Origin of the sequence: Salinisphaera hydrothermalis C41B8, from assembly GCF_000732535.1 — a bacterium.
In the GTDB taxonomy this organism is placed as follows: Bacteria; Pseudomonadota; Gammaproteobacteria; order Nevskiales; family Salinisphaeraceae; genus Salinisphaera; species Salinisphaera hydrothermalis.
In genome coordinates, this window is the sequence record NZ_APNK01000002.1 from 183,803 (window position 1) to 205,652 (window position 21,850).

General features: G+C 61.8%; 19 protein-coding genes. 14 read left to right on the plus strand and 5 right to left on the minus strand.

Features of this window, described 5'->3' with window-relative positions:
- Nucleotides 1–226 precede the first annotated feature (226 nt).
- The 4 genes from C41B8_RS02425 to C41B8_RS02440 all read left to right on the plus strand — a co-directional run bounded on the left by C41B8_RS02425 (nt 227) and on the right by C41B8_RS02440 (nt 5,571).
- Nucleotides 227–1,663 carry a sensor histidine kinase gene (locus tag C41B8_RS02425; protein WP_051882814.1) on the plus strand — a complete coding sequence of 479 codons (1,437 nt, stop codon included), beginning with the start codon at nt 227–229 and terminating at the stop codon, nt 1,661–1,663.
- A 31-nt stretch (nt 1,664–1,694) separates the two neighbouring features.
- The gene (locus C41B8_RS02430; protein WP_198025011.1) at nt 1,695–2,669 is read left to right on the plus strand and encodes a response regulator; all 975 of its coding nucleotides are present in this window, start codon (nt 1,695–1,697) and stop codon (nt 2,667–2,669) included.
- A gap of 557 nt (nt 2,670–3,226) precedes the next feature.
- Nucleotides 3,227–4,486, plus strand: a complete 1,260-nt coding sequence (gene cqsA / locus C41B8_RS02435; RefSeq protein WP_051882816.1) for an alpha-hydroxyketone-type quorum-sensing autoinducer synthase — start codon at nt 3,227–3,229, stop codon at nt 4,484–4,486.
- Nucleotides 4,487–4,503: 17 nt separating this feature from the next.
- A complete protein-coding gene (locus tag C41B8_RS02440; protein WP_037333489.1) occupies nt 4,504–5,571 on the plus strand; it encodes a dipeptidase in 1,068 nt (355 codons plus the stop codon).
- A 20-nt stretch (nt 5,572–5,591) separates the two neighbouring features.
- Here C41B8_RS02440 and C41B8_RS02445 read toward each other — a convergent pair whose 3' ends face one another.
- The 5 genes from C41B8_RS02445 to C41B8_RS02465 form a co-directional block, all read right to left on the minus strand.
- Entirely contained in the window at nt 5,592–7,421 is a 1,830-nt protein-coding gene (locus tag C41B8_RS02445) for an EAL domain-containing protein (protein WP_037333491.1), read from the minus strand.
- A gap of 459 nt (nt 7,422–7,880) precedes the next feature.
- Nucleotides 7,881–10,613 (minus strand): aconitate hydratase AcnA, encoded by a 2,733-nt coding sequence (acnA, locus tag C41B8_RS02450; RefSeq protein ID WP_037333493.1) that lies wholly within the window; start codon nt 10,611–10,613, stop codon nt 7,881–7,883.
- 134 nt (nt 10,614–10,747) lie between these two features.
- On the minus strand, nt 10,748–11,347 hold the full coding sequence (locus C41B8_RS02455; RefSeq protein ID WP_037333495.1) for a DUF489 family protein: 600 nt from the start codon (nt 11,345–11,347) through the stop codon (nt 10,748–10,750).
- The gene (gene mnmA / locus C41B8_RS02460) at nt 11,344–12,498 is read right to left on the minus strand and encodes a tRNA 2-thiouridine(34) synthase MnmA (RefSeq protein ID WP_037333497.1); all 1,155 of its coding nucleotides are present in this window, start codon (nt 12,496–12,498) and stop codon (nt 11,344–11,346) included. The genes C41B8_RS02455 and mnmA overlap by 4 nt, the downstream gene beginning before the upstream one ends.
- Nucleotides 12,495–12,974, minus strand: coding sequence for an NUDIX hydrolase (locus C41B8_RS02465; RefSeq protein WP_051882818.1), 480 nt, complete (start codon nt 12,972–12,974; stop codon nt 12,495–12,497). Before C41B8_RS02465 ends, mnmA begins: the two co-directional genes overlap by 4 nt.
- A 95-nt stretch (nt 12,975–13,069) precedes the next feature.
- Here C41B8_RS02465 and fabD point away from each other — a divergent pair, with 95 nt between their 5' ends.
- The 10 genes from fabD (at nt 13,070) to C41B8_RS02515 (ending at nt 21,810) form a co-directional block, all read left to right on the plus strand.
- Nucleotides 13,070–14,029 (plus strand): ACP S-malonyltransferase, encoded by a 960-nt coding sequence (gene fabD / locus C41B8_RS02470; protein ID WP_037333501.1) that lies wholly within the window; start codon nt 13,070–13,072, stop codon nt 14,027–14,029.
- Nucleotides 14,030–14,080: 51 nt separating this feature from the next.
- A complete protein-coding gene (gene fabG, locus C41B8_RS02475; RefSeq protein WP_037333504.1) occupies nt 14,081–14,836 on the plus strand; it encodes a 3-oxoacyl-ACP reductase FabG in 756 nt (251 codons plus the stop codon).
- Nucleotides 14,837–14,936: 100 nt separating this feature from the next.
- A complete protein-coding gene (gene acpP / locus C41B8_RS02480) occupies nt 14,937–15,176 on the plus strand; it encodes an acyl carrier protein (protein ID WP_006912784.1) in 240 nt (79 codons plus the stop codon).
- A gap of 95 nt (nt 15,177–15,271) precedes the next feature.
- Nucleotides 15,272–16,513, plus strand: coding sequence for a beta-ketoacyl-ACP synthase II (gene fabF / locus C41B8_RS02485; RefSeq protein ID WP_084188396.1), 1,242 nt, complete (start codon nt 15,272–15,274; stop codon nt 16,511–16,513).
- The gene (locus C41B8_RS02490) at nt 16,510–17,898 is read left to right on the plus strand and encodes an aminodeoxychorismate synthase component I (RefSeq protein ID WP_232225975.1); all 1,389 of its coding nucleotides are present in this window, start codon (nt 16,510–16,512) and stop codon (nt 17,896–17,898) included. Before fabF ends, C41B8_RS02490 begins: the two co-directional genes overlap by 4 nt.
- Nucleotides 17,891–18,691 (plus strand): aminodeoxychorismate lyase, encoded by an 801-nt coding sequence (gene pabC / locus C41B8_RS02495; protein WP_051882820.1) that lies wholly within the window; start codon nt 17,891–17,893, stop codon nt 18,689–18,691. Before C41B8_RS02490 ends, pabC begins: the two co-directional genes overlap by 8 nt.
- Before the next feature lie 134 nt (nt 18,692–18,825).
- On the plus strand, nt 18,826–19,830 hold the full coding sequence (gene mltG, locus C41B8_RS02500) for an endolytic transglycosylase MltG (protein ID WP_037333511.1): 1,005 nt from the start codon (nt 18,826–18,828) through the stop codon (nt 19,828–19,830).
- Nucleotides 19,827–20,462 carry a dTMP kinase gene (gene tmk / locus C41B8_RS02505; protein WP_037333514.1) on the plus strand — a complete coding sequence of 212 codons (636 nt, stop codon included), beginning with the start codon at nt 19,827–19,829 and terminating at the stop codon, nt 20,460–20,462. Before mltG ends, tmk begins: the two co-directional genes overlap by 4 nt.
- Complete coding sequence (locus C41B8_RS19260) at nt 20,459–21,451, plus strand: hypothetical protein (RefSeq protein ID WP_051882822.1); 993 nt, start codon at nt 20,459–20,461, stop codon at nt 21,449–21,451. The genes tmk and C41B8_RS19260 overlap by 4 nt, the downstream gene beginning before the upstream one ends.
- Entirely contained in the window at nt 21,448–21,810 is a 363-nt protein-coding gene (locus tag C41B8_RS02515) for a PilZ domain-containing protein (RefSeq protein WP_037333517.1), read from the plus strand. Before C41B8_RS19260 ends, C41B8_RS02515 begins: the two co-directional genes overlap by 4 nt.
- Nucleotides 21,811–21,850: the final 40 nt, after the last annotated feature.

A 21,850-nucleotide genomic window follows, 5' to 3' on the forward strand; every position in this document is an offset into this window, starting at 1 on the left:
TAGGCATCCATAGAGCACGCTTCGAGCTGCAGCCATGAGCACTCGCCTAGAGGCGACCGGAGTTTACCAGTCGAAAGTCGCTCGAGCCTCTGGCGCGGCGATACAGTTTGATCGATTCGGGCATCAGGCAACGCAACGAGATCTATGCCGGGTCAGTATACTGGACGAATCGTACGACCGAGTATCGGCTGCGATATTCGAATTTTGAGATGTGTTGCGGGATGACATGACGGATTCTTCCGAGACCGAATACAAATCTGGTTCGACGTCTGATGCCGGCCAGAAGGTACCTCGCAATGAACGCAGGAAAACGGCTGCTACGCCGTTTTTTCATGCCTTGGCAAGTCGGATTTCGAGCAGACTGATTGCCTCGCTGCAACAGAGCGCCTCGTACGGGCGCTCGATCATGGCAACATTTGCCATCATCGAAATCATCGGCCAGCCCTTGTATTACTACATGTGGCATGACCTTTACCCCCAACACTATGAAAATCTATGGCTCAGAGCGGTGTGCGTGCTTTTTGCCATACCGATGCTGTTCGAGCGCAACATTTCGCGGATGCGCGACGTTGAGCCATGGCTGACTCTTTACTGGCTTTTTGCGCTCGTTTTTCTGCTTCCGTTCTTCTTCTTCTTCATGACCCTCATGAATCATCTATCAGCGGTGTGGGCCTTGTCTACGCTTGCAGCTCTAATGCTGATGGTGATCCTGGTATTCGATTGGCTGATGACGATCTTGTTATCGGTCATAGGGGCTTTGTTAGCTTGGCTCGTTTTCAAGCTTGTCGGCGCCGATCTGCAGGTCGAAAACGATATCCCATTGCCGGTGTTGATCTCCATCTACTCCTTCGGAATCGTCGTAGGGAGCGCGATCAACTACAAGGCTGAGTTGGTCGCTAGAGAAAAACTCGCCGCTATTACTGATGCAGTCGGCACAATGGCGCACGAGCTGCGTACCCCGCTACTCGGCATCCGCAGTGGAGCGCGTGGATTAAGCACCTATTTGCCTGCAATTATCGAAGGGTACGAACTGGCCAGAAAACATGACTTGCCTGTAAAAAGGATTCGTCGTGCTCATTTCGAACAAATGCAATCCGTTCTGGACCGTATCCGGACCGAAAGCGAATATACGGGCATTGTCCTCGACATGTTGCTGGTTAACTCCAGCCGCGCTGCTATCGATCGCTCTGTTTTCGTACGAGTAGACATCAATCAATGTATTAATAAATCCTTGGAACGATATCCATTCCATTCCCCGCAGGAGAAAGAGCGGGTTAATTGGCTCGGTGGCCCAAGCTTCTCATTCGTCGGTTCGGAGCTTTTGATGGTCCACGTCATGTTCAACCTGTTGAAGAACGCCATTTACTATCTCGCCCGACAAGAGAGCGGTGAAATTACAATCTGGACAACTCGTTCGGATTCTGGTGTTAATCAACTTCACTTTCGAGATACCGGCCCAGGTATACGGCCGGAGGTGTTGCCGCGGATCTTCGAACGCTTTTATTCCGGCATGCCGCGTGGCCAGGGAACCGGGATTGGCCTGGCCTTCGTCCGCCTCGTCATCGACAGCTTCGGCGGGCATATCCGCTGCGACTCGGTATGGGGCGAATACACTGAATTCACCATGAGTTTTCCGGAGATCCCTGACGATGGCCGAGATTGAGCTGGCGCCATATTTTCATCCAACCCAGATCGTGCTGATCGACGACGATATCGATTTTCTTGGCAATCTGAGCCTGCAGCTCGATGCCGATTTGGGATATCTGCTGTTCGACTCCACACACAAGGCCTTGAGCTATCTCAACGGTCGACAATCGAATGGGGTGGCCCGCGGTCGCTTCTTCAGCGGGTTGACCAACGGTCATCGAGAACTCGAGCCGGATCGGCGCGAGCCGATCGAGCTCGACGTCGACGCATTACAGCGCGAAATGCACTCTTCGGATCGTTTCTCCCAGATCTCGGTCGCCCTGGTCGATTACGCGATGCCCCAGATGAACGGGCTCGAGTTTTGTCAGCAGATTCAGGATCCGCACGTCAAAAAGATTCTGTTCACCGGCGTGGCGACGGAATCAGTAGCAGTCGATGCATTCAACCGGGGCATCATCGACCAGTACATACGCAAGCACGAACATGCGGTCTACGACACGCTCAACCAGGCGATCCGCGCGTTCCAGCGCGAGTATATCCGTGACGTGTTCGTGTCGGCGGCGGATGTGTTTCCGATCAATGTGCCAGACATACTCAAAGAACCGGCGGTCGGCCAATTGCTAGAGCGCCTGCGCGCCGACCGGGGGCTGGTCGAGTATTACCTGGCAAATGATCCGTCAGGATTCGTTTTCGCCGATGCCGACGGCCACACCAAGCGCCTGGTGATCCAGAATCGCGATGAGAGAGCGCGGGAAGTACAGCGTGCTCGAGACGCTGGCGCTCCGGCATCGATCGTCGACGGTTTGGCGGCTGGGGCGATAATGCTCGATCCTGGAAGCGCGGTGTATCATGAGCTCAACTGGTCCGTGCATACCGCACCGGCGGCCGAACTCGTCGATTCCACGGACTCGCTGCGTTGGAGTTTGTTCGAAACACCAGCCACCCAGGCCGGCATGCAACCCCGACCCAGCTACAACGAATTTCTCGAATGGCTGGACACTGTGGGTTACTCGTTAATGTGAGCGGCCGCTTTAGCTGTCGGGCTGGTCTCACGTCGCAGTCACCCCGATAAAACCACGGGTTGACAGTCGGCTCGACTCCCCACTGAGCAGAGCCAACCCGGTGAACCAGCGCATGGCGCCACCCGGGCGCTTGAGGCAACGTCTCTTAGAGCTGACGTGTCGTACCTCAATACGATCGTATATCCGCGACGCGATCTCTCTTGTGTTCAAGGCGTCCAAGCGGAAATTCTTCAAGCGCCAGCCACCTCACGCCGGCATTTTTATAAGCCTAATTATTGATTTATATGGCAATTATTCAAGGCGACGTGACCGGGATGCAGCTGCCGGCAAACAAACGCTAACGGCGCGCACTCGGGGCGCCTGAGCCAAATAGCGCATTGGACCGAGGCGGAACCGAGGCAAAACGGGTCAGCTAAACCAGTGTCCGATGGGATAATTTGAAAATCGATTGGTTTTTATAAAAAATTGAGAGCGTCGCGCAGCCCGACGGCAGTACTGACACTGCCCCGTAAAGATCTGTTGTTGTCATCTCATCGCTTAACCAACGAGGCTATCCCATGACTCAGTTTGCTTCTCCTAGTATCCAAGCCTGTGCCGCCCGTGTTGCGGCTGAGCCGAGCTTTCTCTCGGCACATGTCGATTACTACTATCGTGAACGCGTGAAAAAAGCGTGGAATGGGGGGCATATGCTGGATAGTCGTACACCTGGGCCGGATGCCGTCATGATGGTAAGCAACGATTATCTTGATATCGCGGATGACCCGTCGATTCGCCAGGCTCAGATTGATGCACTGGAAGGAAGCGAGAGCACTATGGTCATGTCAGCGGTGTTCCTGAACGGCGACAGCCCGCAGGACGCGTTCGAGCGCTCGATGGCCGACTGGATGGGGATGGAAGCGGCGCTGCTAAGTACGTCCGGCTATACGGCCAATGTTGGGCTGATTCAGGCTATAGCGACACCGGACACGCCAGTTTATGTCGACATGATGGCGCATGCGTCCCTTTGGCACGGTATTACCGCGGGCAAACTGGAAGCCAGGCCTTTCCGGCACAATAGTGCTGATCATCTCGCCTCGATGATTAAGCGGCATGGCCCCGGGATTGTGGCTATCGATTCCGTCTATAGCACCAACGGTAGTGTGGCTCCCGTACGTGAGATTGTTGAAGTCGCCCATGAGGCTGGCTGCGTGATCATCGTCGATGAATCACACTCACTGGGTACCCACGGCTGGCAGGGTAGCGGAATGGTGGCAGGCCTTGGTTTGCAGAACAAGGTCCATTTCGTAACGGCGAGCCTGGCCAAGGCATTCGCAGGCCGCGCCGGGTTGATCGCCTGCAGTGCTCGCCTGCGAGACTTCATCAAGTATCACGCGTTTCCCGCCATCTTTAGCTCGGCAGTTCTGCCCTCGGATGTAGCGGGACTGGCCAAAACGCTCGATTTGATCAAGAGCGCAGATAAAAAGCGTCAACGTCTGTTCGACAATACCGATTACCTGAGACGTAATCTTTCTGCCCTGGGTTACAACGTTTCGGACGGCGAGGCGCAGATCATTGCGCTTGAAGCCGGACCCGAGCAACAGACTATGGTGTTGCGCGACGCGCTTGAGTCGCGTGGCGTATTTGGTTCGGTGTTCTATTCGCCCGCCACGGCTGCGAAACGTTCGTTGGTTCGCATGTCGGTCAACGCCGGTCTGACCCAGGGCGAACTCGATCATGTGATCCGAGTCTGCCGGGATATCCGTGACGAAGTCGATCTGGCCAACTGGCCCTCGACCCGCCGGGCACAACGCAATACCGTAGATACCTTGGCCGCCTAGCCGATACAAGGTATTACATGCAGAACTCAGGGTGGCCGTCGGTATTCGACGGTCACAACGACATGCTGTTGCGTCTCGCCGAACACGACTCGGACGACGCGATTCGGCGATTTTTCGAAGGCCGTGGAGCCGGGCATCTCGACTGGCCACGCATGCATCAGGGGCGATTCGGCGGCGGTCTGTTCGCGGTATTCATTCCGCCGACCGATGATCGTTCGTCGATCGTGCGGCAGCCCGACGGATACGACAAATCCTTGTCGCCGGCCATGGACGTAGCGGAAGCTACCTCACGCACGATGACCATGGTGTCAAGGCTTTATCGGCTCGAGGCCGCCTCCGAGGGGCGCTTTCGTGTCTGTCGCAGCGTCGCCGATATCCGGCAGGCCCAAGCCGACAGTGCTGTGGCGGCCGTGCTGCACTTCGAGGGGGCGGAAGCGATAGACACCGACCTGGAGGCACTGGATGTGTTTCATGCCGCCGGTTTACGGTCCCTGGGGCTGGTCTGGAGCCGCCCGAACGCGTTCGGCCGGGGCGTGCCGTTTCGTTTTCCCTCGGGGCCTGATATCGGCGACGGACTGACCGAGGCCGGCTTCGCGTTGGTTAGGGCCTGCAATCGGCGACATATTGCCATCGACTTGTCGCATCTCAACGAAAAAGGGTTCTGGGATGTCGCCCGAACGAGCGATGCGCCGTTGATCGCCAGTCACTCGAACGCCCATGCGATATGCCCGCATGCACGCAATCTAACCGACGATCAGCTGCGGGCGATCGCACGGAGCGGTGGCATTGTAGGCCTGAACTTTGCGACGTATTTCCTGCGTCCGGACGGCGGATTGAGTGCAGAGACATCGGTCGACGTCATGCTCGATCATCTGGATCACATGATCGCCATCATGGGCGTCGATCACGTCGGGCTAGGTTCGGACTTCGACGGGGTGTACGCGATGCCCATACCTATCCGGGATGTCGCATCGCTACCGGCGCTGCAACAGGCTATGCATGACCGGGGCTATGATGCCGCGACCATTGCCGCGATCTGTCGTGACAACTGGCTAAGTGTGCTCGAAGTGACCTGGGGCGAATAACACGATAGTGCCGCTCCGTATTAGCTCGCTTGTTGTGCCACGAGCGCATCGGCTTGCGCCAGGGGTTGCGGGTAGCCCAGAAAGAACCCCTGCGTGTACTCGCAGTGCATTTCGGTGACGAGTTCGAGCTGCGCGCGGGTTTCGACTCCTTCGGCCACCGTCGGCAGATTCTGGCCATGAGCCAGATCCACGATGCTTTGCATCAATCGATAATGCTGTGCCGCCCGATCGATCTGCTGCACGACACTTTTGTCGATCTTGACCGAGGAGATGGGCAGCTCGGTGAGGTAAGCGATCGAGGAATACCCGCTGCCAAAATCGTCGATCGCCATACGGATCCCGATCTGGCGCAGCCGCTGCATGGTTTCCGCGGTGGCTGCAAAGCTGGGAATCAGGCTGCGCTCGGTGAGCTCGAACACCAGATGCGCGCCGGATACGTCGTGCCGTCTCAGTACCGAAGCCACCAAATCCGGAAAGTCCTCGCGGTAGAACTCGCTGCCGGGGATATTGATCGCCACGTCGGGCGGGTCGTCGTGGTGTTGTTGCCAGTGGGCCAACTGGGCGACCGCGGTCTCGATAGCGTTCATCACCAAGGCGCGCCGAAGTCTTTCCTGTCGATCGATCAATGGTATGAATTCATTGGGCGAAACCGCTCCTAGCTGTGCATCGTACCAGCGCGCGAGAAGCTCGAATCCCACCAACGTTCGCCCGGCGTTGCCGAAAATCGGCTGCCAATGGAAATACAGGGAACCGTCGAGCAGCGCTGTTTCAAAGCGCTCCTGCAACAACGAATGGCGCTGCGAGCGCAGCGCGATCGAAGGCGTGAATAGCGCGGTTCGATCGCCCCAGCGACGAGTTGAATGCGCCAGGCGGGCTTTATTGACCAACTCGGCCGCCGAACTGGCATGGTCCGGAAAGAGGCTCATGCCCGCGGTCGTATTGAACACGAAATGGATATTGTCGAAACGTGTTTCCTGAACGGCCTGGGCGCGTAGCGCATCGCAACGTCGGCGAGCGGCGTCGGCGCTGCCGCAATAATCGATGACGCCGATAAAAGCCGTTTCGGACAAACGATCGATATAGATCAAGTCTGAATTTCGGTTGCGCAGATTATTCAACCACCGCCCGATGAAACGCCGCGCGCGGCCCGCGTCGTGCACGAGTTTGAACTCAGGCAGATTGTCGACCCGCATATGCAGAATCGCGAGTCGATGATTGGCCTTCGCCGCCACGCCGAGCAGACGGTCGATATGCTCGTAAATCGTTTCGCCGGCATCGGCGGTTGCGACCAAACGCCCACCCTCGTGCGAGGTGCGCGCCAGCCGCCCGGGCTCCTCCACGCCTCGCGCGAGTTCGGCTTCGACCCAAAGCGCGAGCTCTCTGAGGATCTCTCTCGATCGATCGTCGAATCCCCGGGGGTTATGGCCGATCACGCATAACGAACCAACGGGCTGTCCCGTGGGCCCGCGGATGGCCCGCCCAGCGTAAAACCGGATGTACGGATACCCGACTACCAACGGATTGTCGCGGAATCGCGGGTCGATTGATGCGTCCTCGATGACGAAGACCTGCGCATAGGCCAACGTATAGCGGCAGAACGCCTCATCACGGCTGGTCTCGCACAGATTGAAACCGATGCGGGCCTTGAACCATTGCCGGTCGTGATCGATAAACGAGATCAGCGCCGTCGGCGTGTCGAAGATCAGCGCGGCAAGGCGCGCGATCCGATCGAACCGTTCTTCCGGGCCGGTGTCGAGTATGTCCAGACCGGCCAGTTCGGCACGCCGAAGCTTTTCGTCTGCCACCGAGCCGCGGGAGGGCGCCACCTTCGGGTCCTGGGGATCGGTCATGCTGGACTCTTGTCAGAACGACCGGCCCACGGCCCGGTCGCAGTGAAGATGATCAATATGCCGTGATTCGCGAATAGTCTGTCAAATATTGTCGAATACAGCAGTAGCCTTGGCGGGATCGAAGCTTCCGCTGAGCCCGCGCCGAATGGTGTTTTTGGGGTCGAACGGGCACCGTGCTCACTGCGCCGTTGGCCGGCGTAAACATGTGCACGCGCCAGTTACAGCGAAACAGCGCCTGTCCGAGCAGGGCGACCGAAGCCGTGCCGAGTCGCGTGCGCGGTGGGCAGTGGATCGGCGGATCGGATGCGGCGAGCCGACAATGGCCAGGAGAGATGGGGTTCGCGACGTGACTGTGACGCGCCAATCGGCTGCCGTCGTCTTGGCTTCTTCCGCCTGCATAGACACCGCAGAAAAAAGCCCCGCCGAGGCGGGGCTTTTCTCGCTAGGCAGACGCCTGGATCAGGCGGCTTTGGCCAGCTGGCGGAGCACGTAGTGCAGAATGCCGCCGTTCTGGTAGTAGTCCCACTCCTTGGGCGTATCGATACGCACGCGGGCGTCGAACTCGACCGTCTCACCGGATTCCTTGGTCGCGGTGATATGCACCGACTTCGCGCCGGCAGCCAGGCCGTCGAGGTCGAAGGTTTCGCTACCGTCAAGGCCCAGCGACTCGTGCGAATCGCCCTCGTTGAACTGCAGGGGCAGCACGCCCATACCAACGAGGTTGGAGCGATGGATACGCTCGAACGACTCGGCGATCACGGCCTTCACGCCCAGCAGCAAGGTTCCTTTGGCCGCCCAGTCGCGCGAAGAGCCCGTACCGTATTCCTTGCCGGCCAGGATGACCAGCGGCGTGCCTTCGTCCTTGTACTTCATGGCCGCGTCGTAGATAAACATCTCGCGACCTTCGGGCTGGTAACGCGTCCAGCCGCCCTCGGTGCCGGGCGCCAGCTGGTTGCGCAGACGCACGTTGGCGAAGGTGCCGCGCATCATCACTTCATGGTTGCCGCGGCGCGAGCCGTAGCTGTTGAAGTCGGCCGGTTTGACGCCCTGTTCCTGCAGGTACTGGCCGGCAGGGCTGTCCTGGGTGATCGCGCCGGCCGGGGAGATATGGTCGGTGGTGATCGAATCGCCCAGCTTGGCCAGACAGCGCGCGCCCTTGATCGTCGGAATGTCGTCGACATCGACGGTCATGCCTTCGAAGTAGGGCGGGTTCTGCACGTAGGTGGAGTCTTCGTCCCAGGCGTAGATCTCGCCTTCCGGCACGTCCAGGTTCTGCCAGCGTGAGTCGCCGGCAAAGACATCGCCGTAGCTCTGCTTGAACATCTCGGAGTTCAGCGAGGTGCCGATGGTGTCGTAGATTTCCTTCTGCGACGGCCACAGGTCCGCCAGAAAGACATCGTTGCCGTCGGCGTCCTGGCCCAGCGGATCGTTCGTGAGATCGGTGTCGATCGTGCCGGCCAAGGCGTAGGCGACCACCAGCGGGGGGCTGGCGAGGAAGTTCATGCGCACGTCACCGTGCACGCGGCCTTCGAAGTTGCGGTTGCCCGACAGCACGGAGGCCACGTTCAGGTTGTGATTGCGCACGGCTTCGCCGATCGGATCCGGCAGCGGGCCGGAGTTGCCGATGCAGGTCGTGCAGCCGTAGCCCACCAGATTGAAGCCCAGCTGGTCGAGATCGTCGTCGAGCCCGGCTTTTTCCAGATACTCGGTCACGACCTTGGAGCCCGGCGCCAGCGAGGTCTTCACCCACGGTTTGACCGTCATGCCCTTATTGATGGCGTTGCGGGCCAGCAGGCCGGCGCCGATCATCACGGCCGGATTGGAGGTGTTGGTGCAGGAGGTGATCGCCGCGATCACGACCGAGCCATCGTGCAGATCGAATTCGGCGTCCTTGTAGTTCACGCGGGCCGTGCCGCCAACGCTCTTGCTCGGGATGCCGCCTTCGCTTTCTTCCTTGGCCTCGGCCATGGATTTGCCGGCCTTTTCCTCGCGCGCTTCGATGAACGGCTTGACTTCGCGCTTGTAGGTCGCCTGCATGTCGGACAGCAGCACACGATCCTGCGGGCGCTTCGGGCCGGCCAGCGAAGGCTGCACGGTCGACAAATCGAGCTCGAGGCTGTCGGTGTAGTTCGCGTCCGGCTGGCCGGCTTCGCGCCACAGGCCCTGAGCCTTGGCGTACTCGCGGGTCAGTTCGAGCTGCTCGGCATCGCGGCCGGTCAGCTCCATGTAGCGGATGGTTTCTTCGTCGACCGGGAAAATGCCGCAGGTGGCGCCATATTCCGGTGCCATATTGGCGATCGTGGCGCGGTCGGCCAGGGCCAGATCGGCCAGGCCGTCGCCGTAGAATTCCACGAACTTGCCGACCACGCCCTTGGCGCGCAGCATTTCGGTGACGGTGAGCACCAGATCGGTGGCCGTGGTGCCTTCGGCCAGCTTGCCGGTGAGCTTGAAGCCGATAACCTGCGGAATGAGCATGGTGATCGGCTGGCCGAGCATCGCGGCCTCAGCCTCGATACCGCCCACGCCCCAGCCGAGCACGCCCACGCCATTGATCATGGTGGTGTGGGAGTCGGTGCCGACCAGGGTGTCGGGATAAGCCAGGCCGGTGTCTTCATTGCCGAAGACTACGCGGGCCAGATACTCCAGGTTGACCTGGTGCACGATGCCGGTGTCCGGCGGCACCACCTTGAAGTTATCGAACGCCCCCTGACCCCAGCGCAGGAACGCATAACGCTCCTTGTTGCGGTTGAATTCGAGCTTGGCGTTCAGGTCGAAGGCCTTGTCCGAGCCGTATTCGTCAACCATCACCGAGTGGTCGATGACCAGCTCGGCCGGCGACTGCGGATTGATCTTGGCCGGGCTGCCGCCGAGGTTCTTCATGGCGTCGCGCATGGCCGCCAGGTCGACCACGGCCGGCACGCCGGTGAAGTCCTGTAGCACCACACGCGCCGGGGTGAACGCGATTTCGGTATCCGGCTCGGCCTTGGCGTCCCAGTTGGCGAGCGCCTTGATGTCGTCGGCGGTGACGTTGGCGCCGTCTTCATGACGCAGGAGGTTCTCGAGCAGGATCTTCTGGGCGTAGGGCAGCTTCGCCACGCTCGGGAACTGCTCTTCGAGCTTTTTCAGACTGAAATAGTCGAAACTGCGCCCACCGGCGGTGAACTGTGTACGCGTACCAAAACTATCGGTCATGGACCTCATCTCCTGGGCCTGTGGTCTTATTGGCGTCTACGTCGCGTAACGACGGGAAAACGGCCGAAGTATACCGTGTTCGCCTCGGTTCCTGCAGGCATCGGCCGGCCTTGGGGGCGCCGGCGGGGGAACGCTCAGCCAAGTGCCGACAGCAGGGCCTTGCGACGGAAAAACAACGACACGAAGCCGCCCCCGCATTGACGCCACATGACGCCGCAGCGCACTGCCGCCAGCAGTTGGGTGCGAATACGCCGCTGAATGAATTCGTTCTTCAAATAGGTCGGCTCGCCATGAAGCATGATCTGTGGCCGTATCGGGCTGATCGTCTCTCGATAAGCCGCGTCGAATATGTCGGCGACGTCGCCCGGTTCCGCCAGGCGCGCGCGATCGATAGCGCCCCGAATACGGCCCAGCGCCTGTTCGTCGCCGAGTACCTTGCCCGACAGCTTCAGGATCTGGCCGATGTAGCGGGCGACAGCCGCGCCTTGGGCGTCCGGACGCTGGCCGGAGAGATGAACCCGCAAATAGCGGATGCCGTCGGCCACGCCCGAACGATCGCCGTACACATCAACCGCGCTGTCCGGATCGGTACAGAAGATTGCCTGGGTCGCACGCTCGAAGCGCACCGGCAGGTCGCGCCCGTCGGTCGCCAGCTCGTGGGCATAAAGCGTGAACTGGGCCACACCCGCGAGCGCGAGCGCCTGATTTTCGAGCGTCGAATTCTGTTGTGTCATGCGGTCACACGTTGGGGTGGGGCGGCTGCTTTCGCGTCGCCGCCGGCCGCCTGGATTTCGGCGCTGCCCAGACAATGCGCGCCATCATAGAAAACAACATACTGCCCGGGCGCGATAGCGCGCGGCGGGCGATCGAATCGGACATGAATGCCGCCGTCGGGCAAGGGGGTGGCTTCACAATCGATGGCGGCCTGTCGGTATCGCACCTGGGCCGCGCATCGCAGCGGGCCGTCTGGCGGCTCGATCAGCCAGTGCGGCGCCGCGGCGACCAGCTCTTTTTGTTCCAGCGCGGGATGCGCGGCGTCCTGGCTGACCCAGAGCGTATCGTTACCCAGATCCTTGGCCACGACATACCAGGGGCCTTCCGCCGCGCCGGCCACGCCGCCGAGACCGAGGCCGCGCCGCTGGCCGATGGTGTAATAAATGAGTCCGGAATGTTCGGCGATCACACGCCCGTCGAGCGGTCCGCCGGATACGCGGACCGGCCCGGCCCGGCCGGACAGATATTCGCGCAGGAAGCCCTCGAAATCGCGCTCGCCGATGAAACATACGCCGGTGCTGTCGGGTTTGTCGTGCACCGGCAACCCGGCGCGGCGCGCCAGGGCGCGCACGTCGGTCTTATCGATTTCGCCCAGCGGAAATAAAGTGCGGGCCAGTGCCTCGATCGGCACCGCCGACAGGAAATAGGATTGATCCTTATTAGGATCGAGCCCGCGCAGCAGGCGAGGGCGTTCGCCCGTATGGTCGATCCGCGCGTAGTGGCCGGTCGCAATCAGGTCGGCGCCGAGACGATCGGCATGATGCATGAACGCATCGAACTTGATCTCGCGATTGCAGAGCACATCCGGGTTCGGCGTGCGCCCGGCGGCATAGCTATCGAGAAAGTAGCGAAAGACCCGCGCCTTGTATTCGCGTGAGAAATCGGCGCGATGCAGTGGGATATCCAGCGCATCGCAGACCGCAGCCGCGTCGTCGAAGTCGTCGGCGGCCTGACAGCGTCCGGCCTCGTCCTCGCTCCAGTTGAACATGAACAGGGCTTCGACCTGGTAGCCCGCCTCGACCAGTTTCAGGGCCGTGACTGACGAATCCACGCCGCCCGAAACACCCACGATCACCCGCGTATCGGCCGGATGGCCGTGCGATGTCTTCATATCGGTTGCCCCATATGGCGGACACGATCGAGCGGCATGGTGTCGAAGCGCTCGAAATCGTCGATCGATTGCAGTACCAGCGCGCTGCGCAGATCCGAGCGCGCCGCCAACTCGTCGCGACTCAGCCAGTGTGTCGTAATGATGCCGTCGTCCAGCGGCTGATCGGGCGCATGGTCGTCGACCTCACCGGCCAGGGCCACCCGCAGCGTCGTACGACCATCGTCGTGCGGCCAGTAGTACATACCAATAAAGCCCCGGGGATGAAAACGCCAGGCGCTCTCCTCGCGGGTCTCGCGGATGGCGGCTTCGAGAATCGTCTCGCCCGGCTCCACATGACCCGCGGGTTGGTTGATTACGCGCCGACCATGGGCGAGCTCTTCAATCACGAGATAACGCGAATCGCGCTTCACGATGGCGGCAACAGTAAGTTCGGCATGGACCATGGCGACGGCCTCGGCCGGCAAAAAACGAAGCATTCGATTCTAGCAAAGGCGATTTTTGCGTGGCCAAGCGAGGCGACCCCGGGTATGATGCCGCCATTCGATTCGGAGGCTGAGTCAACAACACCCGTATGTCGCGATTTGCCATGCTTTTCCCCGGCCAGGGGGCACAGTCGGTCGGGATGCTGGCCGAACTCGGCCAACAGCATCCGGCGATCAAGCAGACGCTCGATGAGGCCAGTGAAGCGCTCGGCTACGACGTGGCCGAACTGGTGACCGACGGCCCGGCGGATACGCTCGATCGCACCGAATACACTCAGCCGGCCCTCGTTGCCGCTAGCGTGGCGATATGGCGCGCTTGGCAGGCGGCCGGCGGTCCGCAACCGACATTCGTGGCCGGTCATAGTCTCGGCGAATACAGCGCGCTGGTGGTGGCGGGCACACTCGATTTCGCCGACGCCCTGCGTCTTACGCGCCTGCGCGGTCAGGCGATGCAGGACGCGGTCGGCGCTGGCGAAGGCGCCATGGCCGCGGTCATCGGCTTGTCCGACGACGACGTCCGCGCAGCCTGCGACGAAGCCTCGGCCGCGTTGTCCAGCGAAGGGCTCACGGTCTCGGCGGCCAATTTCAATGCGCCGAAGCAGGTGGTGATCGCCGGGCACGCGCAAGCCGTGGAGAAGGCGTCGACTCTGGCCAAGGACAAGGGCGCCAAAATGGTGAAGGCGCTGGCCGTCAGCGTGCCATCGCACTGCGCCCTGATGCAGCCGGCCGCCGATCGCCTCGCGTCGCATCTGGCCGATATCCCGCTACGCGAACCGGCGATTCCGGTCTACCACAACGTGGATGCCCGCCCGCGCGAAGACGTGGAAGGCGTGCGCCGCGCGCTGGTCGCCCAGCTCGCGGAATCGGTACAGTGGTCGAACACGATCAATCGCCTGGCGAATGAGAATTGTCAGCTTTTCGTCGAATGCGGCCCGGGCAAGGTTCTTACCGGCCTGAATAAGCGTATCGACAAGTCGCTGCATACGTTGCCGCTGTCCGATCCCGACAGCTTCGGCGCCGCCTTGACGGCCGTCGGCGACGAGCGCTGATCCCTCAGCTGTACTAAGCTCACAGTCTCGAATTCCAGCTCCAGGCCCGCTATGTCTTCCAACGCTCTATCCGGCCAGATCGCTCTTGTGACCGGCGCCAGTCGCGGTATCGGCGCAGCTATCGCTGATCGCCTCGCTGCCGACGGGGCGACCGTCATTGGCACGGCCACCAGCGAAAAGGGCGCTGCCGCCATCGACGAACGCCTGGGCGGCTATGAACCGGCCGGCGCGGGTCGGGTACTCGACGTTACGGACGCCGCGGCGGTCGAGGCGCTCATCAAAGAAATCGGCAAGGATTTCGGCGCGCCGACAATCGTGGTCAACAACGCCGCCATCACGCGCGACACGCTGATGATGCGCATGAAAGACGAAGACTGGCAGGCCGTGATCGATGCCAATCTGTCGGGCGTATTTCGCGTATCCAAGGCCGTGCTCAAGGGCATGATGAAGGCCCGGACCGGCCGTATCGTCAACGTCGGCTCGGTGGTCGGGCTCAGCGGCAACGCCGGGCAGGTGAACTACAGCGCCGCGAAAGCCGGGCTGCTCGGTCTGACGCGCTCGATGGCCCGCGAGGTCGGCTCGCGCGCGATTACCGTCAATGCCGTCGCCCCCGGTTTCATCGAAACGGACATGACCCGCGACCTGCCGGAATCGACCCGCGAGACCATGCTGGGCCAGATCCCGCTCGGCCGTCTTGGGGCGGTCGACGACGTCGCCGCCGCCGTGGCATTTCTCGTCTCGCCCGCAGCCGGTTATATTACCGGCGAGACGCTGAGTGTTAACGGCGGGCTTTATATGGGGGCGTAGTCGTCTGGCGAGGCGATACCTTTTTCCCTAGAATGGCGCGCGGTTCGCGAGGGCGGATTCGCGCTTCATGAACGCGCACACAAGCAACAGGAGACAACCCATGAGTAGCGTGGAAGAACGAGTACAGAAAATCATTGCCGAGCAGCTGTCGGTCAGCGAAGACCAGGTGACCTCGGAAGCCTCGTTCGTCGACGACCTGGGTGCCGACTCGCTGGATACGGTCGAGCTGGTCATGGCGCTTGAGGAAGAGTTCGAAATCGATATTCCTGATGAGGAAGCCGAGAAGATCGTCAACGTCAAGGACGCAGTCGACTACATCAAGTCGCACGCCGAGGGCTGATCAAGCCCGTGGAAGTCGTCGGCCGGTAGTCTTAACCGGCCGACCGGATCAATGCCGTCCATTGCGGGCGGCACCATTCGTTGGAGGGGGCGTCGTTGAAACAGCGTCGCGTGGTAGTAACGGGTCTGGGGATGATTTCCCCGCTGGGCCTGGACGTGGAAACGACCTGGGCTGGCATTGTTGCCGGCCGTAGCGGGATTACGTCGATCGACAACTTCGATGTGTCGAAGTATCCGACCCGCTTCGGGGGTCCGATCCGCGACTTCGACGTCACCCGGTACATGTCGGCCAAAGAAGCCAAGCGCTTCGATCCGTTTGTGCATTACGGTGTGGCGGCGGCGGTACAGGCCGTCAGCGACAGCGGATACGAGCTCTCCGACGAATACAATGATCGTGTCGGTGTGGCTGTGGGCTCGGGCATCGGCGGTATCGGCACGATTCTCAAAACCTGTGCGAGCTTTCACGATTCGGATTACAGCCCGAAGAAGGTCTCGCCGTTTTTCATTCCGAGCAGTATCGCGAACATGGCCGCTGGCCAGATCTCGATTCAGCTCAACCTGCACGGCCCGAATATTGCCGCCGTTTCGGCGTGCACGACCGGGGTTCACAATATTGGGCTGGCTGCGCGCATGATCGCCTACGGCGATGCGGATGCAATGGTGGCCGGCGGCTGCGAAATGGCCGTCAACCCGATCGGATTGGCTGGCTTTTGTTCGGCCAAGGCGCTGTCGACCCGCAATGACGACCCGACGGCGGCGAGCCGGCCGTGGGATGTCGATCGCGACGGATTCGTGTTGTCCGACGGCGCCGGCGTACTCATGCTCGAAGAGCTGGAGTCGGCCAAGGCGCGCGGCGCGAAAATCTATGGTGAGGTCGCCGGTTTTGGTATGAGCGGCGATGCGCACCACATCACGATGCCGAGCGGGCGGGGATCGCGTCAGTGCATGATCAATGCGCTGGCCGATGCCGAGATGACCGGCGAAGACATCGACTATATCAACGCGCATGGCACGTCGACCCAGGCGGGCGACGTATCCGAAAGCCGCTCGATCGAGGCCGTCATGGGGAGCGCCGCGCATAAGGTTGCGGTCAGCTCCACCAAATCCATGACCGGGCACATGCTGGGGGCGGCCGGCTCGGCCGAGGCCATCTTTGCGTTGCTGGCCATCCGCGATCAGGTGGCGCCGCCGACGATCAATCTCGACAATCCGGACGAGGGCTGCACGCTCGACTACGTGCCGCATACGGCACGCGAGATGAAAATCGACGTCGCGCTGTCGAACTCCTTCGGTTTCGGTGGCACGAACGGCTCGCTGATACTCAAGCGCTTCGCTTGACTTCACGGACATGGGCCATGGGCCGGATCGTGGTGGAAAACGATCTGGCTCGGGCGACTGTCGACGCTCGGCACTACGCCTCGCTCTATCGCCTGGCCGAGGCCGAGCCCGAGTCGTGCCCGTCGCTGCTCGAATCGAGCGCCGGAGCGGCGGCCCAGTCCCGCTACGATATCCTGTTTGCCGATCCGATCGAGTCCATTACGCCGGCGCAGCTCGGCTCGCGTGCCGCATTTTTCGATCACCTCGACCATTGCGTCAGCGCGTCGCGCGCGCGCGCCACGGATATTCCTTTTATCGGTGGCTGGCTCGTTTACTTTGGCTACGAAATGGCGGCCGGCGTAGAGCCCGGCCTGGTACTACCACCCGATACCGACGGGCTCCCACCGGCACTCGCAGTTCGCTGTCGTAGCGCGATCATCCACGATCGCCAGCGCGCGACATTCGATGTCGTATCCGAAGACCGCGATGTAGAGCGCGTCGCCTATTGGTTGGAGCGGCTCGAAGCGGTTCGCGATGTACCGCCAAGCGATGCGGTCTCGCCGGCAGTACACTGGCGCGAGGATGCGCCCGAGACCTATCTCCACGCCGTGGCGCGCGCACGCGACTATATTGCGGCCGGGGATGTCTTTCAGGCGAATTTGGCCCGGGCATGGCGCGGCACGCTCACCGAGGCAACGTCACCAGGGGCGATTTACGCGGCCCTGAGGGCGGCCAATCCGGCGCCATTCTCGGCGTTGATGCAGTGGCAGGACGCCGCGTTGATCTGTTCCTCCCCCGAACGCTTGCTCGCCATTCGCGGCGACCAGGCCAGCGTTCGACCCATTGCCGGCACCCGACGGCGGCACTTCGGCCAGGAAGAGCGGATCAGCGAAGAATTGATCACGCACCCGAAAGAGCGCGCCGAGCATGTCATGCTCATCGATCTGGTCCGCAACGACCTTGGCCGCGTCTGCCGTCCCGGCAGTATCGAAGTCGACGAGCTGATGGTGGTGGAATCGTACGCGCACGTTCATCACATCGTGTCCAATGTGCGCGGCCGGTTGAACGCTGGCGTCGGGCCGGGCGCAGCCCTCAAGGCCGTGTTTCCGGGCGGTACCATCACCGGCTGTCCGAAAGTGCGCTGCATGGAAATCATCGCTGAACTTGAAGGCGAAGGCCGCGGCGCTTATACCGGCAGCATTGGCTATCTCAGCCGTTGCGGCACGATGGATACGAATATCATCATCCGCTCATTGACGCAGGCAGGACGCCAACTAACGCTACGTGCCGGCGCGGGCATCGTGGCCGATTCGGACCCCGAATCCGAGCTGGCCGAGACCCGCCACAAGGCGTACGGCGTATTGCGCGCTTTTCGCGAGGTCTCCGTCGAGGCACTCGATGGCTGAAGCCATGCTGATCGATGGCCGGGCGGCCCGCGAATTGCCGGCAGACGATCGGGGGCTTGCTTACGGGGACGGTATCTTCCGGACGCTTCGAATGGAATCCGGCCGAGTCGTCGCCTGGCCGTTTCACCACGCCCGGCTCATGCACGACTGCGCGGCCCTCGAACTCGAAGCGCCACCGCGTGAAACGCTCGAGGCCGAACTCCGCATACTCGGCCAGGGCGGGCTGTCCGGTGTGTTGAAGATCACCATCACTCGCGGCAGCGGCGGTCGCGGCTATGCGCCACCGGGGCGGCCGACGCCACGCCGCATATTGAGTCTGCACGCGGGGTTGCCGCCCGTGCCCGATGCGCTGGCGATGCCGGTTTGTCCGATAACGCTCGCCACGCCGGCGGTGCTCGCGGGCGTGAAACATCTAAACCGTCTGGAACAGGTGCTCGCGCGCCGGTATTGTGAGCGCCAGGACATCGCGGATGCGGTGATGTGCGACGCACATGGGCAAGTCGTCTGTACCACCATGCGTAATCTGATGTTCATCGATCGCGCCCAGCGCTGGTACACGCCCGATCTCGCACGAGCCGGCGTGATTGGCGCGACGCGAGAACGACTACGGGCCCGGCTGCCGGATCTCATCGAGGCGACGATCGACACGGCGCGATTGTCGGATTTCCGGGCCGCCGTTGCCTGCAATAGTGTCGGCGGCGCCGTGGCGGTCACCCAAATAGGTCGTCATGAATTCGCCGATAGTCGACAATGGGCCGCGTACGCGAATGAACTGCTGGGCCAGAGTGTTTGAGCGGGCGGGGTGCACCGGCCGTATGCCACGCGGCGCTCGCGGGGCCGCGACCCGCGCGGATCGCCTTAGCGTTCGCGCCGGCGGCCCATGCGTGGGTTATCAATAGCCCCTGATTTCAAGGAGTTTCGACGCCCGTGTTTCTGCGTCTTTTCTACGGTATTGTCCTGGCGGTGCTGCTTGCGCTCGCCGTACTCGCGGCGGATGTCACCCGTTTTTTTACTCAGCCTCTCGGCAATACTCAGCCAGAACTCATCGAGGTCGCGCCTGGGACCAGCTTTCGCGGACTGGTGCATCAGCTGCGCCGCGAGCAGATCATCCGCTGGCCCCGGGATGAACGCTATTTATCGTTGTACGCCCGCCTGACCGGGCAGGCGACCAGCATCAAGAGCGGCGAATACCGCATTCCGGCGAAGCAGGATCCTCGGCAATTACTGGCGCTGCTGGTATCCGGCAAGATTCGCCAGCATCGGCTGACACTGGTCGAGGGTTGGCGCTTCAAGCAGATCATGAACGCGGTCAATCACGATCCGGCGCTTAAACATACCCTCAGGGGCAAAACCAGCGCGCAGATCATGGCCGCGCTCGGCCACCCGAACCAGAAGGCCGAGGGCCGCTTCATGCCCGACACGTACATGTTCCCGCGCGGCGAGAGCGACGTGGCGTTCCTCAAGCGCAGCTATAACGCCATGCAGCGTTTTCTGCACAAGGCCTGGGCCAATCGTGCCGACAATCTGGCTATCCATACCCCCTACCAGGCATTGATCATGGCCTCGCTGATCGAAAAGGAGACGGCCGTACCGTCCGAACGCGAGCGTATCTCCGGCGTGTTCAATCGCCGGCTGAAAAAAGGGATGCGGCTGCAGACCGATCCCAGCGTGATCTACGGTATTCCCAACTACGACGGCCATATTCACAAGTCCGATCTGGAACGCGATACGCCCTACAACACCTATACGCGGGCCGGCCTGCCGCCGACGCCCATCGCGTCGCCGTCACGGGCCTCGATTCGGGCGGCGCTGCATCCGGACAAAGGCACGGCTCTATATTTCGTCTCGCGCGGCAACGGCACCCATGTGTTCTCCGATACGCTGGCCGAACAAAACCGGGCCGTGCGCAAGTACCAGCTGGGGGGATCATGAGCGCGGGTCGACAACAATCCGGGCGTCTGTTGACTTTCGAAGGCGGCGAGGGCGCCGGCAAATCGACCCAGATCGCCCAGCTCGCCGAGCATCTGAGGGCGTCCGGCTACACGGTGCGCACTACGCGCGAGCCGGGCGGGACGCGCCTGGGCGAGGCGATCCGCGCGGTTCTGATGGGCGAATACGGCGCTCCGATGCCCGCGATGAGTGAGTTGCTGCTCATGTTCGCCGCACGCGCCGCCCATTTGGCCGAAGTGATCGAGCCGGCGCTGGCTGCTGGCGAGATCGTGCTCTGCGATCGGTTCACCGATGCCAGTTTTGCCTATCAGGGGGCGGCGCGCGGGCTGGGCGAGGGCGCCGTAGCCACCCTTGAGCGGCTGGTGCAGGGCGAGCGACGGCCCGATGGCGTGCTGCTGCTGGATCTCCCGGTCGCAGAAGGCCTGGCACGGGCGCAAAAGCGTGGCGACGGCAATCGTTTCGATCACGAGACGCTGGCTTTTCATGAACGCGTACGCGAGAGCTATCTCGAACGCGCCCGGCATGCACCGACGCGTTACGCCGTGATTGACGCCACGGCCGCGCCGGACGCCGTGGCACAATCGATCGTCAACGCGGTTCAGGGCTGGCTATGAGCGAAGTCGACGACAACGCGTTGCGTCTGCCTTGGCACGACAACCTCTGGTCGCATATGGCAGCCGGGTTAGCTGCCGACCGCGTTGCCCACGGGCTTCTAATGGCCGGCACGCCGGGCGTCGGCAAACGGCGGTTCGCCTGGCGGGTGGTGTCCGCTCTGCTGTGTCGCCAGCCCACAGCGACCGGCGATGCCTGCGGTACCTGTGCCGGCTGTCGCCAGCGTGCGGCAGCCACGCATCCGGATATCTCGCGGCTGACGCCCGAAGATTCGGGCAAGGCGATCAAGGTGGACCAGGTGCGCCGATTTTCGCATACGCTACATCTCACGCCGCAATATTCGACCGGGCGGATCGGTTGGATCGATCCGGCGGACGCGTTGTCGATCAGTGCCGCAAACAGTCTGCTCAAGACGCTCGAGGAGCCGCCCGCGGGTTGTCATATCGTGTTGATCAGCGATCGCGTGTCGGCGCTATTGCCGACCATCCGCAGCCGTTGCCAGATCTGGACGGTTCCGGCGGCCGATCCGGAGGCGGCTCGGCGCTGGCTGACGGCACAGGATTTCGATGCCAGTGGGGTCGACCCGGATAGTCTGCGGGCGCCGCTGGCATTGCGGGCACGACGCGATGCGGATGCCGTCAATCTGATGGCCCAGTGGGACAAGGACCTGGCGCGCTTGCTGGCGCGGCGTGCTAACCCGTTGAACGTGGCCGAACGCGCCTACGAGGCCGAGCGGCGTCTGTGGGTGGACTGGCTCTATCGGCGCTGCAATGATCTGCTACTGGCCACACTCGATGCCGCGCCGGCGACACTTGACGGCGCGATCGCTGACGGCGCACGACGACTCGGACGCCGCCGGATCGAAGCCTGGAGTCGGCACGTCAGCAACGCCGCACGAACCGCTGGAACCAACGCAGACTGGCGTCTGGTGGTAGAGTCGGTATTCATCGAACTCAGCCAGTACGTCGCCGAGGCCACGCGCAAGCCATGAGCGATCTCAGTATTGCCGGTCAATCCGGTATCGTTCGTTTCGACGTCCCGAACAACCGGGCGTTGTACGAAGCCTATATGCCGTTTATCCGCAACGGCGGCCTGTTCGTCGGCCAACCCCACCTGCTGGACAAGCATTTCGACCTAGGCGCCGAAGTCTTTCTGCTTCTGCATCTCAAGGAACAGGATGAGCGTGTCACAGTGGCCGGGCGCGTCGCCTGGGTGTCGTTACCCGGTACCCAACGGCCGCCGGGTATCGGTATCCAGTTCGCTGAACCCGACGCCATGCAAATTCAGCAGCGCATCGAGACGCTGCTCGCCGGGCAGCTGGAAAGCGATCGGCCAACACATACGCTCTGACGCGATTCGTCGAAGCCGTATTCGCGGGCAGCGGTTCGCG

Bases quoted from the DNA above. Each gene is read 5' to 3' on its own strand.
- C41B8_RS02425 (WP_051882814.1), top strand. From the start codon at position 227: ATGACGGATTCTTCCGAGACCGAATACAAATCTGGTTCGACGTCTGAT.
- cqsA (WP_051882816.1), top strand. From the start codon at position 3,227: ATGACTCAGTTTGCTTCTCCTAGTATCCAAGCCTGTGCCGCCCGTGTT.
- C41B8_RS02440 (WP_037333489.1), top strand. From the start codon at position 4,504: ATGCAGAACTCAGGGTGGCCGTCGGTATTCGACGGTCACAACGACATG.
- C41B8_RS02445 (WP_037333491.1), bottom strand. From the start codon at position 7,421: ATGACCGATCCCCAGGACCCGAAGGTGGCGCCCTCCCGCGGCTCGGTG.
- acnA (WP_037333493.1), bottom strand. From the start codon at position 10,613: ATGACCGATAGTTTTGGTACGCGTACACAGTTCACCGCCGGTGGGCGC.
- C41B8_RS02455 (WP_037333495.1), bottom strand. From the start codon at position 11,347: ATGACACAACAGAATTCGACGCTCGAAAATCAGGCGCTCGCGCTCGCG.
- mnmA (WP_037333497.1), bottom strand. From the start codon at position 12,498: ATGAAGACATCGCACGGCCATCCGGCCGATACGCGGGTGATCGTGGGT.
- C41B8_RS02465 (WP_051882818.1), bottom strand. From the start codon at position 12,974: ATGCTTCGTTTTTTGCCGGCCGAGGCCGTCGCCATGGTCCATGCCGAA.
- fabD (WP_037333501.1), top strand. From the start codon at position 13,070: ATGTCGCGATTTGCCATGCTTTTCCCCGGCCAGGGGGCACAGTCGGTC.
- fabG (WP_037333504.1), top strand. From the start codon at position 14,081: ATGTCTTCCAACGCTCTATCCGGCCAGATCGCTCTTGTGACCGGCGCC.
- acpP (WP_006912784.1), top strand. From the start codon at position 14,937: ATGAGTAGCGTGGAAGAACGAGTACAGAAAATCATTGCCGAGCAGCTG.
- pabC (WP_051882820.1), top strand. From the start codon at position 17,891: ATGGCTGAAGCCATGCTGATCGATGGCCGGGCGGCCCGCGAATTGCCG.
- tmk (WP_037333514.1), top strand. From the start codon at position 19,827: ATGAGCGCGGGTCGACAACAATCCGGGCGTCTGTTGACTTTCGAAGGC.
- C41B8_RS19260 (WP_051882822.1), top strand. From the start codon at position 20,459: ATGAGCGAAGTCGACGACAACGCGTTGCGTCTGCCTTGGCACGACAAC.
- C41B8_RS02515 (WP_037333517.1), top strand. From the start codon at position 21,448: ATGAGCGATCTCAGTATTGCCGGTCAATCCGGTATCGTTCGTTTCGAC.